At 59.6% G+C, this 16,224-nt stretch carries 14 protein-coding genes; 2 read left to right on the top strand and 12 right to left on the bottom strand.

What is annotated here, in order from left to right; all coding sequences use genetic code 11:
- Positions 1-9 precede the first annotated feature (9 nt).
- The 3 genes from rhtC to pldA form a co-directional block, all read right to left on the bottom strand.
- Entirely contained in the window at positions 10-642 is a 633-nt protein-coding gene (gene rhtC / locus SANT_RS01725) for a threonine export protein RhtC (protein WP_025420599.1), read from the bottom strand.
- Positions 643-767: 125 nt separating this feature from the next.
- Entirely contained in the window at positions 768-2,609 is a 1,842-nt protein-coding gene (recQ, locus tag SANT_RS01720) for an ATP-dependent DNA helicase RecQ (RefSeq protein ID WP_025420598.1), read from the bottom strand.
- Between the two features lie 65 nt (positions 2,610-2,674).
- Positions 2,675-3,544 carry a phospholipase A gene (gene pldA / locus SANT_RS01715; protein WP_025420597.1) on the bottom strand — a complete coding sequence of 290 codons (870 nt, stop codon included), beginning with the start codon at positions 3,542-3,544 and terminating at the stop codon, positions 2,675-2,677.
- Between the two features lie 205 nt (positions 3,545-3,749).
- Here pldA and SANT_RS01710 point away from each other — a divergent pair, with 205 nt between their 5' ends.
- Positions 3,750-4,220, top strand: coding sequence for a thioesterase family protein (locus tag SANT_RS01710; protein ID WP_025420596.1), 471 nt, complete (start codon positions 3,750-3,752; stop codon positions 4,218-4,220).
- Positions 4,221-4,223: 3 nt separating this feature from the next.
- Complete coding sequence (rarD, locus tag SANT_RS01705; protein WP_025420595.1) at positions 4,224-5,120, top strand: EamA family transporter RarD; 897 nt, start codon at positions 4,224-4,226, stop codon at positions 5,118-5,120.
- 7 nt (positions 5,121-5,127) lie between these two features.
- Here rarD and SANT_RS01700 read toward each other — a convergent pair whose 3' ends face one another.
- The 9 genes from SANT_RS01700 to SANT_RS01660 all read right to left on the bottom strand — a co-directional run bounded on the left by SANT_RS01700 (position 5,128) and on the right by SANT_RS01660 (position 16,074).
- Positions 5,128-6,198 carry an AbrB family transcriptional regulator gene (locus SANT_RS01700; RefSeq protein WP_025420594.1) on the bottom strand — a complete coding sequence of 357 codons (1,071 nt, stop codon included), beginning with the start codon at positions 6,196-6,198 and terminating at the stop codon, positions 5,128-5,130.
- Between the two features lie 211 nt (positions 6,199-6,409).
- The gene (corA, locus tag SANT_RS01695) at positions 6,410-7,360 is read right to left on the bottom strand and encodes a magnesium/cobalt transporter CorA (RefSeq protein WP_025244071.1); all 951 of its coding nucleotides are present in this window, start codon (positions 7,358-7,360) and stop codon (positions 6,410-6,412) included.
- Positions 7,361-7,697: 337 nt separating this feature from the next.
- Positions 7,698-9,860, bottom strand: a complete 2,163-nt coding sequence (gene uvrD / locus SANT_RS01690; protein ID WP_025420593.1) for a DNA helicase II — start codon at positions 9,858-9,860, stop codon at positions 7,698-7,700.
- Between the two features lie 80 nt (positions 9,861-9,940).
- Positions 9,941-10,657, bottom strand: coding sequence for a 5-amino-6-(5-phospho-D-ribitylamino)uracil phosphatase YigB (yigB, locus tag SANT_RS01685; protein ID WP_025420592.1), 717 nt, complete (start codon positions 10,655-10,657; stop codon positions 9,941-9,943).
- Entirely contained in the window at positions 10,657-11,568 is a 912-nt protein-coding gene (xerC, locus tag SANT_RS01680) for a tyrosine recombinase XerC (protein WP_025420591.1), read from the bottom strand. The genes yigB and xerC overlap by 1 nt, the downstream gene beginning before the upstream one ends.
- The gene (locus tag SANT_RS01675; RefSeq protein WP_025420590.1) at positions 11,565-12,269 is read right to left on the bottom strand and encodes a DUF484 domain-containing protein; all 705 of its coding nucleotides are present in this window, start codon (positions 12,267-12,269) and stop codon (positions 11,565-11,567) included. The genes xerC and SANT_RS01675 overlap by 4 nt, the downstream gene beginning before the upstream one ends.
- Positions 12,266-13,090, bottom strand: a complete 825-nt coding sequence (gene dapF / locus SANT_RS01670; protein ID WP_025420589.1) for a diaminopimelate epimerase — start codon at positions 13,088-13,090, stop codon at positions 12,266-12,268. The genes SANT_RS01675 and dapF overlap by 4 nt, the downstream gene beginning before the upstream one ends.
- A gap of 69 nt (positions 13,091-13,159) precedes the next feature.
- Positions 13,160-13,381 (bottom strand): LPS translocon maturation chaperone LptM, encoded by a 222-nt coding sequence (gene lptM, locus SANT_RS01665; protein WP_025420588.1) that lies wholly within the window; start codon positions 13,379-13,381, stop codon positions 13,160-13,162.
- 140 nt (positions 13,382-13,521) lie between these two features.
- Entirely contained in the window at positions 13,522-16,074 is a 2,553-nt protein-coding gene (locus SANT_RS01660; protein ID WP_025420587.1) for a class I adenylate cyclase, read from the bottom strand.
- Between the last annotated feature and the right edge of the window lie 150 nt (positions 16,075-16,224).

The raw sequence follows: 16,224 nt of genomic DNA, 5'->3' as shown, positions 1-16,224 counted from the left end.
GGCGGCGCCTTAGCGCGACAAAATAAGGTTAATGCCGAAGCCGGCAAACAACACGCCGGCCACGCCATCGATCCAGCGCGCCAGACGCTGATAACCGCGGCGCATCGCCGGCAGGGCAAACACCACCGCCACCAATGAAAACCACAGCAGGGTTTCGCCCAAAATCAGGGCGAATATCCCAAAGCGGGCGCCGGCGCCGATATTATCGCCGACGAAGAGCGAAAATACGCTGCCGAAATAGATAACCGCCTTGGGATTGGCCAGATTAGTGAGCAGGCCGCGTAAAAAGCGATGCTCGCGGCCGCCGTCAACGGCAACGGCAACGGCCGGAGGATTATCACCCGCCGGGGCCTGCCGACGCGCCGCCGCCCGCAGCAGTTGCCAACCCATCCAGCAAAGGTACAGGCCGCCGCCAAAGGTAATAAGGTTATGCAGCCAGGCCATACGGCTCAAAAGCAGATGCAGCCCCAACAGCGCCACCGCCGCCCAAATGGCCACCCCGAGGGTGATACCCATGACGCCGTACATCGCCTGGCGGCGCGAGCGGCTGGCGGCGGTCTGCGAGACGAAAAAGAAATCCGGACCGGGGGACATCAGGGCGATCAAATGCACCAGCGCCACGGTGGCAAACAGCATTAACATACTTTTCCTGCTCCTGAAATAAAACGCCGGAGCATCGTGCCCCGCGCGTCAGTGGATGACTGTCCCGCTACACCGCGGCCCGTGCCGATGCCCGCCGCACGGCGGCCGCCCCAACCCGGGCGCGCTTAGCGCACGGGCAGAGGCGGATCTTCGTCGGACAGATGTTCGCGGATAAGGGCCAGGAACGGAAGCCCGAAACGCTCCAGTTTTCGATTCCCCACCCCGTTGATCCGCAGCATCTGGCCGCTGTCGGTGGGCAATTGCTCGGCCATCTCCAGCAGCGTGGCGTCGTTGAACACCACATAGGGTGGGACGTTGGCGTCGTCCGCCAGCGTTTTGCGCAGCTTACGCAGTTTGGCGAATAACGGGCGATCGTAGTTACCGCCGTAGGTTTTGGGGGCGGTGCGGGTTTTCAAATTGGTCACCCGCGGCTCCGCCAGCATCAATGCCACCTCGCCCCTGAGCACAGGCCGCGCGGACTCGGTCAACTGCAACGCCGAGTGCTGGGTGATATTCTGACTGACCATCCCCAGGTGGATCAATTGCCGCAGCACGCTTATCCAATGCTCATTGCTGCGGTCGCGGCCGATACCGTATACCGGCAGCCGATCGTGCGCGTTTTCACGAATACGCTGGCTGTTGGCGCCTCTGAGCACCTCAACGACATAGGCCATACCGAAACGCTGCCCGACCCGGTAAATGCAGGAGAGCGCTTTACGCGCCTCCTCCAGCCCATCATAGCGCTTGGGCGGATCGAGGCAAATATCACAGTTACCGCACGCCATTTGACGGCCTTCGCCAAAATAATTCAGCAGCACCAGCCGCCGGCAGGTCTGCGCCTCGGCAAAAGCGCCCATGGCGTTTAGCTTATGGCGCTCGATATCCTGCTGCTGGCCGGCGGGTTTTTCCTCCAGGCAGCGCCGCAGCCAGGCCATATCCGCCGGATCGTATAGCAAGATGGCTTCGGCCGGCAGACCGTCGCGACCGGCGCGACCGGTTTCCTGATAGTACGATTCGATGGTGCGCGGGATATCAAAATGCAGCACAAAGCGCACATTGGGCTTATTAATCCCCATCCCGAACGCCACCGTCGCCACCACGACCTGCAAATCATCGCGCTGAAACGCCTCTTGCACCTGGGCGCGGCGCTCGTTTTCCAGGCCAGCGTGGTACGCGGCCACGCTGACGCCGCGGCTTTGCAGCCGCGCACTGAGATCTTCCACCCGCGAACGGCTGTTGCAATAGATAATGCCGCTCTTGCCGCGCTGGCCCTGCACAAAGTGCCAGAGCTGCTCAAACGGCTTGTATTTCTCCACCAGCGTGTAGCGAATATTGGGGCGGTCAAAGCTGCTGACCTGGATCAGCGGATCGCGCAAATCCAGCAAACGCAGGATATCCTGCCGCGTGGCCTCGTCCGCGGTGGCGGTCAGCGCCAAAAACGGCAGCGTCGCAAAATGGCGTTTGATTTGCCCGAGCGCGCGGTATTCCGGGCGGAAATCGTGTCCCCATTGCGAAATGCAGTGCGCCTCGTCCACCGCTATCATCGCCAGCCGCCACTGCTGCAGTTGCTCGAGCATGTTATCCATCATCAGACGCTCGGGCGCGATATACAGCATCTTAATGCGCCCGCTGCGGCACGCGGCCATCACCTCGTACTGCTGCTCGCGGCTCTGGGTGGAATTCAGACAGGCCGCCGCCACGCCATTGGCCAGCAGCTGATCGACCTGATCCTTCATCAGCGAAATCAGCGGTGAAACCACAAGCGTCAGCCCATCCATCACCAGGGCGGGGATTTGATAGCACAGCGATTTGCCGCCGCCGGTGGGCATCACCACCAGGCAGTCGCGGCCGCTCAGAACCGCGTGAATGATCGCTTGCTGGCCCGGCCGAAACTGCTGGTAGCCAAAGGTGTCGTGCAACACCTGCTCCGCCAGCGCTTCCCGCTGGATTATTTCCGCCGTAGACACATCTGCTCCAACTTTGTCTTCAGACGGACGCCGCAGGGGGGCGTCCGTGGTTAAGTCCCTGTGAATTACATCATATCATTGAGCATAAAGCCCATCCCTATACGGGTCTGCCGATGATTATAATCGATTAGCGACTCGCCATAGCCGCTAAACAGCTGGGTATAAAAACGCACGTGGCGGCTGACGGGATAGCTCCAGCCCAGTTGCGCGCCGCCGTAGCCGCTATTCCAGTTGTAGCGCCCTTCCGCGCTAAAGATGCTCTCGCCCCAGGCATAGCCTATCTTCAGTCGGTAGTGGCCCATGTACTTGATAATATCCGGGTTATCGCTACTGTCGTCCAGCCGCAGCCAGGGTTTGACTTCCACCTGCCAGTTGCCGTTTTGCGCCATTAGCCGCGTATAGGCGCGGTTCCAACTGCGCGACGTCGGATCCGAACGGCCGTTGGATTGATGGTTCAGGCCCATTTCCACATCGCGCAAGGTCCAGCCTGCGAAATCATAATCCGTTGCCCAGCCAATGAACAGCTGCGGTTCATAGTTGGTCTCACGAAAGGGCGACGATTCCTCGCTGTTGGATAACTGCCACCAGGAGCGCTGGGTGTATGAGGCGCCCAAAAGCGAGTTATCCCCCGCGATGCCGCGCCACAGCGGGAACCCCAGACTCAGTTGGAACGCTACTTCGTCTTTTTTGGCGTTATTGGCCCAATCGTAGCTGCTTATCGCCTGTTTGTTGATGTTGCTGGTATAGGTGTAGAGCAAGTAGTTGCTCTCGTACGGGTACAGCGTGAAAGGATTGTCGTGCTCCTGCAACAGATTGGCAATGATGCTTCCCTTCACCGCCGGCGTATCGTGGATCTTCTCAACCGTGGCTTCCTGTGCGTAAACGAAAGACGTCGATCCCAGCAAGAGAGCCGTGGCTCCCCAAAGTCTGCGCATAAAATGTTCTCCGAAAGCGCGTAACCCAGCAACACAAGCATTCAAAGCTAATCATTTTACACGCTCCAGAAATTTTCGTTTAGGGAAAACTGCCTAAAGTGGCTGCGACCATCCGAGACTAGTAAGCCATATTAATTAAGCATACTATAAACCTATAATTTCCCTTACCCCGCGCGGTGAGCGTTGCCTCAATCCGGAATTAATTATGTCTTTAACCCCCCTTACCGCCGATCACGCCCGCCGTTTGATCGGGGATATCTTCGTTTATCATATGCCGTTCAACCGCGAATTAGGCCTGAAGCTTACACAACATGAGAACGACGCCGCACAACTCGAATTCGCGCGCGATGAAAAGCTGGTGGGCAACGCCCTACAGCGTATTCTTCACGGCGGCGTTATCGCCTCGGTACTGGACGTCGCCGCCGGCATAACCTGCGTCACCGGCGCATTGCTGCGCCAGCCCGCGTTGTCGGAGCAGGATCTGCGTCATCGGCTGGCGCGCATGGGAACGATTGACATGCGGGTGGATTATTTGCTGCCCGGCCACGGCGAGCACTTTACCGTCACCAGCCACCTACTGCGCGGCGGCAATAAGATCTCCGTGGCGCGCGCGGAGCTGCACAACAACCGGGGGCATCATCTCGCCACCGCCACCGCAACTTATTTGGTAGGCTGACCAATGAACGAAAACACCGCCCGCCAAGGCGTGCTGTGCGCCCTCGGCGCTTACTTTATTTGGGGCCTGGCTCCCGCCTATTTCAAATTGATAGATTACGTGCCCGCCAACGAAATCCTCGCGCACCGTATTTTGTGGTCGGCGGTGTTTATGCTGGTATTGCTGACCCTGGGCCGCCGCTGGCCGCAGGTGCGCCGGTCTTTTCGCCGCGGCAGATTGCTGCTGGCCCTGGCGCTGACCTCTGTACTGATAGGCAGCAACTGGCTGCTGTTCATCTGGGCGGTCAATCACCACCATATGCTGGAAGCCAGCCTCGGCTACTTTATCAATCCGCTGGTCAACGTTTTGCTCGGTATGCTGTTTCTGGGAGAACGTTTCCGACGATGGCAATGGCTGGCGGTCGTGCTGGCATCCGCCGGTGTGCTGGTGCAGTTGTGGATGTTCGGTTCACTGCCGCTTATCGCCCTGGGACTGGCGCTTACCTTTGCCCTGTATGGCCTGCTGCGAAAAAAGATCGGCATCGACGCCCAAACCGGCATGCTGATAGAAACCCTCTGGCTGCTGCCGGCCGCCGCCGTTTACCTGTTTTTCGTCGCCGACACCCCGACCAGCCACCTCAGCGCCAACGGCTGGCACCTTAATACGCTGCTGGCGAGCGCGGGGGTGCTGACCACCGTGCCGCTACTGCTGTTTACCGCCGCCGCTAACCGTCTGCGGCTGTCGACGGTAGGTTTTTTCCAGTATCTCGGGCCGACGCTCATGTTCCTGTTGGCGGTGGGCTTTTATGGCGAGGCGTTAAGCGCCGATAAACTCTATACCTTCGCCTTTATCTGGCTGGCGCTCGGCGTATTTATCGCCGACGCCCTGCTGGCCCAGCGACGGCGGCTACAAACCGCCTGACGCCGCGTCAGCCGCGCGATTGGCTGGCCTGGCGCCGGACGGAGGTGCGCGAGATAAAACGCGCCATCGCCGGCCCGACCAGCAAAATGGCGAATAAACGCAGGCTTTGCATTGCCATCACGAAACCGATGTTAACCTGACTGCCGGCGGCAATAATCGCCACGGTATCCAAGCCGCCCGGACTGGTGGCCAGATAAGCGGTCAGCAGATCCACCGGCAACAGTTTGGTCAACAGCCAGGCCATGGCGCCGCACAGCAGCATCAAACCGGCGATAGATGCCAGCATCTGCGGTAGCGTTTTCAGCGCCAACAGCACGATAGCGCGGGTGAAGCGCAGGCCGACGCTCCAGCCAATAAACGCATAGGCCAGCGCCAATAGCCACTCCGGCACTTGCAGCGTCAGCGTGCCGGTGGCGTGCAGCGTAGCGCCGGCCACCATCGGCAGCAGCAGCGGGCCGGCGGGAATACGCAGCCGTCGGCCGAGTATCGCCCCCACGGCCGCCACCCCCAGCGTGGCGACAAAGCGAAGGTCCAGCGGCGGAAACCACTGCACCGCCGGCGCGACGGCCCCCTGTTCGCCCATGGCAATATGCGCCACCGCGGCGGCGGCGGTGGCGACAAACAATACCCGCAGATATTGCATAAACGCCACCAGCCGCACGTCGGCGCCAAAGTCGCCCGCCATCGCCACCATCGCCGACGCGCCGCCCGGCGATGCGCCCCAGGCGCCCGTCGGCCCCGGTAAGCTGCTGAACCTGACCAGCAGCCAGCCCGACAATCCGCTGGCCAGCAGCGTAACCGCCAGCGTCAACACGACGGGTAGCCAATCACTGACCAGCACCGACAGAATGGAAGGCGAGAGGGCGCCGGCTATCATGCACCCCAGGATGGCCTGGCAGCCGATAAATACTTTTGGCGATATGGCGATGCGGGCGCCGGACAACGCCATCACCAGACCGACCATCATGGGTCCAAGCAGCAGCGCGGCGGGAACGTGGTAGTGTTGCAGGATAAATCCCAGCGCCAGCGAGCACGCCAGCAGGATCAGCCATTGGAGATAAACCGGCAAAGCTTTCATGAATGAAGGTCGTTTAAAAGCAGGCGTAAGTAGCCGTTTTATCACATTGCGGGCGTGTAGGGAAAATATCTGCGTCCGATGCGGCGCCCCGGCCAACCGCGCAAGGACGTGATAGCGTTTCCAACGCCCGCCGACGCCTTACGATAGCAGGGGTTAACGGCAACGGGCCAGAAAGGATGGCGCTCGCCGCCCTTTCCACCTCGGCCAATACCTAAAGCCAGTTTTTCCGTTTGAAATACAAATACGGCGCCAGCCCGGCCAGTATCATTAACATAATGGCGCCGGGGTAGCCGAAGGACCATTTCAGCTCCGGCATAAACTCGAAGTTCATCCCATAGCTGGAGGCGACCAGAGTCGGCGGCAGGAACACCACCGACACCACCGAAAATATTTTAATAATGCGGTTCTGCTCGATATTGATAAATCCCATCGCCGCCTGCATCAGGAAGTTCACCTTCTGAAACAGCGATTCGTTATGGGGCAGCAGCGACTCGATATCGCGCAGGATCTCCCGCGCCTGCTCCAACTGGCCCGACGGCAGCCGCGCCTTGCGCACCAGAAAATTCAACGCCCGCTGGGTATCCATCAGGCATAGCCTGACCTTCCAGCCCACATCTTCCAGCTCGGCGAGGGTCGAGAGCGCATTGTCATACTCATCGCCCTGGTGGCCGTCCATGATGACCAGGCTCAGGGCCTCCAGATCGCTGTAGATATTCTCGATTTCGTCCGCCAGTTGCTCGATCTTGGTCTCGAACAAATCCAGCAGAAGCTCATAGGCGTTGCCGTCAATCAGCGTCTGGCTGCGGGTGCGCATCCGATACAGGCGAAATGCCGGCAGTTCCCGCTCGCGCAGGGTGTAAAGCCGGCCATCGCGAATGGTAAACGCCACGGTGGCGTTGCCGGCGTGATCCTCCGCGTCGGCATAAAAGAAAAAGGAGTGGATATGCAGCCCGTCCTCGTCCTCGAAAAAACGGGCGGACGCTTCGATGTCCTCCAGCTCCAGACGCGTCGCCAGGCTCTGGCCCAGCTCGTGCTGCACCCGTTCGCGCTCATCATCGCCGGGCTCGATCAAATCAACCCATACCGCCTCGGGTAGGGTTCCCAGCTCATCGGCGTCAAGACGCGATAAACGATGGTTTTCCAGTTGAAATGCGTTAAGCATACGCCCTCGTTTCCTTCACGGTAACAAACGGGAAACGCATTAGATCACAGAAATACGGGGTGAGGAGTCACCGTCGAGTTTCAGACCGTCAAAGATCCGACTCCGCGCGACGCTAAATGCAGGTCGCTGACAACCACTGAGGCAGCCAGCGCTGGAGGCAGCCTTAGTGGTTGTACCTGATAAACAGATTATCGAGCCAGTATCTACTGGGGGTGTCCAAGGCGTAATCCTCTCCTAATAGTAGTGCGCGCATGTTACGCCGAGAAGAAAAAGGCTGTCAATACGTGAGAAAAACCGTTTGGCCAGTTTCTGTACAATAGCGCGGCACGCGGCGGCGTTAAACGGTTTCCAGCCGGGCGTAAGCCGCCACCAGCCATTTAATACCCTGGCCTTGAAACGCGATTTGCAGCCGGCTATGTTCGCCGCTGCCTTCCAGATTCACCACCGTGCCCTCGCCAAATTTCGGATGACGCACTCGCTGGCCGAGGGTGAAACCGCTGTCGTTTTCGCTCAGCGGCGCGCCTAGGCGCTGTTGGCTGGCCGGACGGGTCACGCTTGCGCGCAGCCGCACCTCTTCCACGCAGGACGGCGGTAGTTCGCCTACAAAACGCGACGGCCGATGGTAGGCCTCTTTGCCGTACAGCCGGCGGGTCTCCGCATAGGTGATGGTCAGCTTGTCCATCGCGCGGGTAACGCCAACGTACGCCAAACGTCGCTCCTCCTCCAGCCGCCCGCCCTCGTCCAGCGACATTTGGCTGGGGAACATCCCCTCTTCCATGCCGACGATAAACACTTGGGGAAACTCCAGCCCTTTGGCGGAATGCAGCGTCATCAATTGCACCGCATCCTGATAGGCATCAGCCTGGCCCTCGCCGGCCTCCAGGGCGGCATGGGATAGGAACGCCTGCAACGGCAGCAGATCCTGATCTTCATCGTTGTAGCTGAACTGGCGGGTGGCGGTGACCAGCTCTTCCAGGTTTTCGATACGCGCCTGGCCCTTTTCGCCTTTCTCCTGCTCGTACATGCTCCACAGACCGGAATTTTTGATCACCCGATCGGTTTGCACATGGAGCGGCAGCTCCGCCGTCTCTTGCGCCAGCGCATCAACAAGCTCCAAAAACCGTTGCAGCGCGGCGGCGGCGCGGCCGGCCAGCACGCGCTCGGCGAGCAGCGCCCGGCTGGACTGCCACAGCGTCAACTGCCGGTCGCGGGCGGTCTGGCGCACCACGTCGAGGGTGCGATCGCCGAGTCCGCGCGTCGGCGTATTGACCACCCGCTCATAGGCGGCGTCATCGTTGCGGTTGGCGATAAGCCGTAAATAGGCGAGCGCATCCTTGATTTCCTGACGCTCGAAAAAGCGCATGCCGCCATAAATTCGGTAGGGTAGGCCCGTTTGCAGCAGCGCTTCTTCCAGCACGCGCGACTGGGCGTTGCTGCGATAGAGAATGGCGCAGTCCTTGAGCGCCCCGCCCTGCTCCTGGCTCACCTTGATGCGATTCACCACGAAGCGCGCCTCGTCCAATTCGTTAAAGGCGCAGTAAAGGGTAATCGGCTCGCCCTCGGCGCCTTCGGTCCACAGATTTTTGCCCAGCCGGCCGCCGTTGTGGGCGATAAGGGCATTGGCGGCCTGTAGGATATTGCTGGTGGAACGGTAATTCTGCTCAAGGCGAATGGTCTGCGCGCCGGGAAAATCATCCAGAAAACGCTGGATATTTTCTACCTGCGCGCCGCGCCAGCCGTAAATCGATTGGTCATCGTCACCCACAATCATCACATTGCCGTCATTGCCGGCCAGCATGCGGATCCAGGCGTATTGGATTTGGTTGGTATCCTGAAATTCGTCTACCAGGATGTTGGTGAACCGCTCGCGGTAATGGCGCAGAATATGCGGCTTGTTCAGCCACAGCTCATGGGCGCGCAGCAGCAGCTCGGCGAAATCCACCAGCCCGGCGCGGTCGCAGGCTTCCTGATAGGCCTGATAAATACGCTGCCAGGTCGCCTCCACCGGATTGCCGTAACTTTCCACATGTTGCGGGCGCAAACCCTCATCTTTCTTGCCGCCGATATACCACATCGCTTGGCGCGGCGGCCACTGTTTCTCATCAAGATTCATGGCGCGGATGAGGCGTTTCAACAAACGCAGCTGATCCTCGCTGTCGAGGATCTGAAAATCCTGCGGCAGATTGGCATCTTGATGATGGGCGCGCAGCAGGCGGTGGGCCAGCCCATGGAAGGTGCCTATCCACATGCCGCCCTGGCTGGTGCCCACCAAATGTTCGATACGGTGGCGCATTTCCGCCGCCGCTTTGTTGGTGAAGGTCACGGCCATCACCGAATAGGGCGAGCAGTTTTCAACCGACAACAACCAGGCGATACGGTGCACCAGCACCCGGGTTTTGCCGCTGCCGGCGCCGGCCAGCACCAGTAAATTACCGCGTGGCGCCGCCACGGCTTCCCGTTGCTTGTCGTTCAAGCTGTTGAGCAAATCAGAAACGTCCATAGGTGGCCTTTAACATGCGAATGGGGAATGCCGTCCGGCGGCGGCAAAAACACTGGTCATTTATACAGAGTTAATCGTGATTATAACAAGGTTGTCAGGGATGCCAACCGCGAAATTTCCAGATGCGGTAACAGACGCGCATCGGCGGCGGCGGCGAAATTACCGCCGCGATCGTTAATCCAGCAGGCCTGCATCCCGTAGCGAATGGCGCCGGTGACATCCGCCTCCAAATCGTCGCCCACGTGCAGAATATTGCCGGGCGGCACATTTAACCGCACCGCCGCCAGCGCGTACATATCTTGCCAGGGCTTGGCGCGACCGTCCGGGCCGGCGCGCAAAATATGGCGGAAATAGCCCGCCAGTCCGCAGGCCTCGGGGGAGGCATTGCCGTTGGTTATCGCCACCAGCGGCCAGCGGGCGCTGAGGGCCGCCAGCGTGCTGTGGGTTTCCGCCGGCACATCTATCTGGCTGCGCCAGCGCAGGACCATCTCCATGGCGGCATCGGCGCCAACGCGCGCCTCGCGCTCGCTGAGTCCCGCGTTACGCATCGCCAGTTCGATCGAGCGCCAGCGCCAATGACTCACATCGTGGTAAATCTCCGGCTCGCGCTGGCGCAACTCGCGGCGCAACCGTTGATAATCGTCCTGTCCCAGACAGCGTAGCGCGGGGTGATATTGCTGTAGAAATTGCACCGACTCGTTTTCGGTACGGGCAATCACCGGCCGATTATCGTAGAGCGTATCATCAAGATCAAAGGTTAACGCGCGCAGCTCTCGCAGAGGGCGATAGAAATGCATCAGGTTTTTCCCCGTTTGGCTCGTGGGTGCGCGGCATCGTACACCGATGCCAGATGCTGGAAATCAAGGTGGGTATAGATCTGGGTGGTGCTGAGATTGGCGTGGCCGAGCAGCTCTTGCACCGCGCGCAAATTGCCGCTCGACTCCAGCATATGGGTTGCGAAGGAGTGGCGCAGCTTATGCGGATGGATATGACTATTTACCCCCTGCTTCACGCCCCATTCGGCAAAGCGTTTCTGCACATTACGCGCGGAAATACGTCCCCCGCGCTGGGCGATAAACACCGCGTCGTTTTGCGGCGCGTATTGGTCACGCAGCGCCAGCCAGCGCGTCAACCAGGCCACGGCGGTGGCGCCGATGGGCAGTTTTCGCTCTTTATTGCCTTTACCCACCACCCGCACTTCGCCGCCGCTGAGATCAACGTCCGCGCAATTGAGGCCAACCAGCTCCGCTAGCCGCAGCCCGGCGCCGTACATCACCTCGAGCATCGCGCGGTCGCGCAGCGCCAGCGGATCGTGGGTGTCGATATCCAGCAGGTGGTCAACTTCGTCGACATCCATATTTTTCGGCAGATGCCGGCCGTGGCGCGGCGCGGGAACACCTCGCGCCGGGTTTGCGCCCAACTGACCGATGCTCACCAGCCAGTCCAGAAAACTGCGCAGCGCGGAAAGCCGCAGCGCCAGACTGGCGGGCTGTAATCCCTGGCGCTTACTGCGGGTGGCCAACGCGCGCACCTGGCTTACCTCCAGTTGCCGCCATTCCGTAAGCCCCATCTCGTAAGCCATGGCGCTAAGGGTGGCCAACTGCCGAAGATAGCTTTCCCGCGTTTTGGGGCTCAGCTGCCGCTCCACCCGCAAATATTGCAGGAAGGCATCGACCTGCGGCCAGAGCGGAGAGCGGGTGTCGGTCATGCCCGGCTGACCCAGCGTTCCAGCAGGCCCGGTAATAGCGTGGCCAATTGCTGTAACAACACCGTTCCCATCCCGTCCTGGAAATGCTGGCTGTCGCGGCTGGTAAACATAAGCACGCCGAGAGAGCCATCATCCCCGAGCAGCGACATGGCGACGGAGCCCACCTGCCGTACCTGGGGCAGCAGCAGCAGCAACTCCGGGCCGTTCAGCTTGCCGAGATAATGATTGCCCTGGCCGAGACGTTGGATCCGCAGCGGCTCGAACGCGCTGCGCGCCAGCGCCAAATGCGTGAACCCCGACGGGGCGCCCAGTTGCCACCGATCGCTGAACAGCCGCACATGCGCTCCCGCCAATCCCAGGCCGCGCGTCCAGCGCTGCAGGCGATTAAGCAGCTCCTGCAAACTGTCAGCCGCCGCCAGATCGGATTGCAGCCGCAGTAAGCGATTGAATAGCGGCTCATTGGTACTCGCATGTTCCATCAAACGGGTGATATCGTCTTCCAACTGCTGAATATGGGCACGCTGGCGTCCCAGTTGCCATTCCAAGAGGGAGACGCAGCCGCGCACCGGATGCGGCACCACCATCTGCTCCACGCTTCGGGCGTTGCGGATAAAGAAATCCGGGTGAGTGAGCAGATAACGCACCACCTGTTCGTCATCCAGCGTTTGCGCGCTGTCCGCCTGTTCGCCGACTTGCTTCATAGATGAATAAATCCGTCATAGATATGGGTGGCGGGTCCGGTCATATACAGCGGATGTCCCGGCCCGCGCCAGCTGATGGCGAGCCGGCCGCCGGGAAGGTCCACCTGCACCTGCTCCGCCAATTGGCCCTGCGAGATCCCCACCGCGACCGCGGCGCAAGCGCCACTGCCGCAAGCTTGGGTTTCACCCGCGCCACGTTCATAGACCCTCAGGCGGATATGCCCGCGGTTCAACACCTGCATGAAACCGATATTGGCCCGTTCCGGAAAGCGCTCGTGACTCTCAAGCACCGGCCCGAGCGTCAGCACCGGAGCGCTCTCCACGCTGTCCACGGCAATGACGCAGTGTGGATTGCCCATGGAAACCACGCCGCACAGCACCGTCTGCTCCGCCGCGCGCATGATATAGGTTTTCTCAGCTTTGGCCGCGCGAAACGGCACCTGCTGCGGGTCGAAATTCGGCTCGCCCATATTAACGCGCACCATATCGTCCTCGGTGACGGTCAGCACCATGCGCCCCGTCTGGGTGCTGACAAGAATGTCGCGTTTGTTGGTCAGATTTTTCATGCGCACGAAACGGGCAAAACAGCGTGCGCCATTGCCGCATTGCGCCACTTCGCTGCCGTCGGCGTTGAATATACGATAATGGAAATCCAGTTCCGGATCATAGGGCGGTTCCACCACCAACAGTTGATCAAATCCCACGCCGCAATGCCGGTCCGACAGACGGCGGATCATTTCGGGTGAGAAATAGACATTTTGCGTCACGGCATCCACGACCATGAAGTCGTTACCCAGGCCGTGCATTTTGGAGAACTGCATATCCCACTCCGCTGAGTAGCCGATAGCGCAGCATAGCGCGTCTGCCGGCAGGAAGCGACTGCGTCGCGATTACAGCTGTTCGGTCCCGACGGCGGCGCTGCTGCCATCATCCCCGGGCGAGGCGGTCTGCACCGGAGACTGGGTCGAGGACGGCGTGGTCGTCAACTGATGCTTCTGTTCGCTTTTATCCGCTTTGTCCGCCGGCGGGAAATAAAGGGGACCTTTCAGGCCGCAGCCGTAAAGCCCCAGCAGCATCAACACCAACGCCGCGCGGCGCAATTCGCTTTTCATTTCACCCATTACCTATTGTTCATCCGTCTCAGCGTCCTATCATCGCAGTTGGCATATGAAAAGCAACAGCAATTGTGGTTTACCAGCGACGGGGCGGGCGCGAAATGGCGGGCGCGGGGAGCGCGTGCTCCGCCGGCGGATTAGCTGCTGCGGGCGTTTTGCGCCAGCGGCGGCGCGCCATTTTCCAACGGCGTGGCGCACAAATGGGAGAGCACGCTGTTGCGAAACGGCACGACCTGGATACGGCCGTCCAGATTCATAATCTGATAGAACTGCGGCAAATTGAAATTGATGAAGCTCGAGCCATAGGTAAACCGGTCGTGGGATGAGGAGTAGAAGCGGCTGACATCGCGCACCAGCTCCTCTTTGCTGCCTTCGCAATGGTGATAGGCTTCCACCCGATTGGTTTCATCGAGAATATAGATATTGAATCCGCTGTCATCGGTGGTGTCTTCAAAAAAGAACTGGATGATACCCTCGCTGGCGAACCCGTCCACGACCGGCGGCAGATGGATCTGCTCGGTCTCCATCTGAATGGACAGCCCGTGCAATTTGTTATTGGAAATGGCGCCGTAGAACTCCACCGCGTTTTCCAGCTTCTGTACCGAAACGCTCAGGCGCTCGAAAAACAGCCCCCAGGTCTGTCCCGCCACGCGCACCGCCTTGAACCGCGCCGGATCCTGGCGGGTGCTGGAAAGACGCAGCTCGATACATTCGGAAACCAACTGCTGCACGCGAGTGCGGATAAGCCCGCGTAAATGCTGGCTGTAACAGAATACCTCCACCGTATCCGGCGGCGCGGCGTCCTGATGCATTTTGCCGAGAATGGTTTTCAACGCTTCCAGCACCGCCTGCTCGCCGCTGAAATGCAGGGTGCGCACTTCATTCCACGAGTTGCGATAGAGCAGATCGATGCTGCCCACCAGACATTGCTGCTGCTGGCCGAAGCTGAAAACGTCCAACTTACGGAAATCGAAATGCACCACTTGGTTGCGGAATACCGCGGTGGGGTCGTGTTCCAGATTGACGATAATCGCCAGATGACGGATTTCACACGGGCTATAGAGCGCTTTGGGCGTCGGCGCCGGCACCCGCAACGGGAAGTGGCCGGCGACATCGGCGATGAGCTCATTCAGTTTAGCGCTATCGCAGGTATCGCTACCCTTGATATGCACTTGGGTCGAGCGGGTCAACAGCCCGTTAAACCAGGCCCAGGCCACCAGTTTATTAAGATAGCGGTTATATTCCAGCGGCTGGTGGCTGATGATGGAATCCATCGACGGTGACTGATTGTATAAATACCAGCCGGTACGGTTGGCGCGCCCCTGCGGCACGTGGATGAACGTCAGGTGCGGTTCCGACAGATCCGGCGAGATCTGCGGATTGAGCAACGTCACTTTGCCCGGCAGCGCCTCGAAGGCCGCATACAGCTTGCGGGTCAGCACGCCGATATCCTGCGGGCTGGCGCTGACGCTCAAGTTGTTGCGGCGGGCGAACCGGATCAGATTGCGGTAACTCTGCATCATGGCGTCCAGCAGCTCATTATGCGCTTCACGCACCTGGCCTATCTTCCAGTTGGCGCGATCGTCCAGCATTTTCAGCCGCGCCTCATCCCAACCCCAGCTGGTCACCAGCTGCGTCAGGATCTCACGCCGCCACGGGGTACCCGTGGGATCCTGCGATAATTTTTCACACACCTTCAGATAAAAGCAGCGGCGCACCAAATCCAGCCGCGTCATATCGTTTATCTGAGTCAGGTAGTACGTCACCCGTTCTAGCATCATGCAATAAGGATCGAGGCCGAAAGACACGATTTCGCCGTCATGCAGCCGCTGTTTAATCTTCATCGCCAGCAGTTCGGTATGGGGATATTCCCAGGAGTAGGCTTCCAGCAGCAGCGTTTTCAACACCGCCTTATAGGGGGAGTCGATGCTTTTATACAGCTGCCAGAGGCTGGCGCCAAAATACTCTTCCGCGGACAAGGTGCCGAGGCCCCCCAAATCTAGCCACTCGTTGGGCGTCAGCGCGCCGCGGGCGTACAGCGACAGAACATATTCGTCGTAATGGGCCTCTTCGTCCCCCGGCACCATGTTCCACAGGATACGCTTACCGCCCATGCGCACGGCGGTGCGATAAAATTCATCCAGCAGCAGGATATGCTGGGTGGAGCCGCAGTCCTCGTCGCCTAAACTGCCGCTTTCGTTATGGCGAAAACGGTTTTCATCTATTAAGAAGAAGTTGACGTCCACGCCCTGACGTGTCGCCCACTGCTCCAGCAGGTGGCACTTGCGCTGCAACTGAGCGCGTTCTTCGTTGTCCAGCCAGGATTGGTGACAAACCCAGATGTCGAAATCGGAATTGGCGTTCTGGCCGATGGTAGAGGTACTGCCCATGGAGTAAACGCCGGTGATGGGCTGCTCGCCGCTGTCCGGCTCCGCCACCGCCGCGCCGGCCTGGCGGCCGATATCGTCAAGCCAGGCGCGCTGCGTTTCATTGGGGGAATAAAAACAGATGCCGTGGGGCACATTACCGTCCAGGTAACCCGGAAGCATCGGATGGTGAAAATGTAGTAAGGTTGGCAGCAGACTGTATACGTGTTGAAAACCCGGCCCCATGGCCGCCAACGCGCGATCTACCCGAAGTTGGTTAATCGCGTCCAGTCTCTGTTTCAAGGTCTCGATGTAGAAGTACAAGACGTCTCGCCTGATTATCCCGGTGTTAGAAAAACCCGTTTCTCCACCTGACCGGCGTAGTGAGTAGTAGAATTATTGGCCGGTAAATGCTGGAAACGTGATCAATCTAACACCTTGCTGATTGACCGTAAAGAAAGTTAAGCTACCCAG

This window comes from Sodalis praecaptivus, assembly GCF_000517425.1.
Taxonomy (GTDB): domain Bacteria; phylum Pseudomonadota; class Gammaproteobacteria; order Enterobacterales; family Enterobacteriaceae; genus Sodalis_A; species Sodalis_A praecaptivus.
This window is presented reverse-complemented; position numbering and strand designations above follow the sequence as displayed.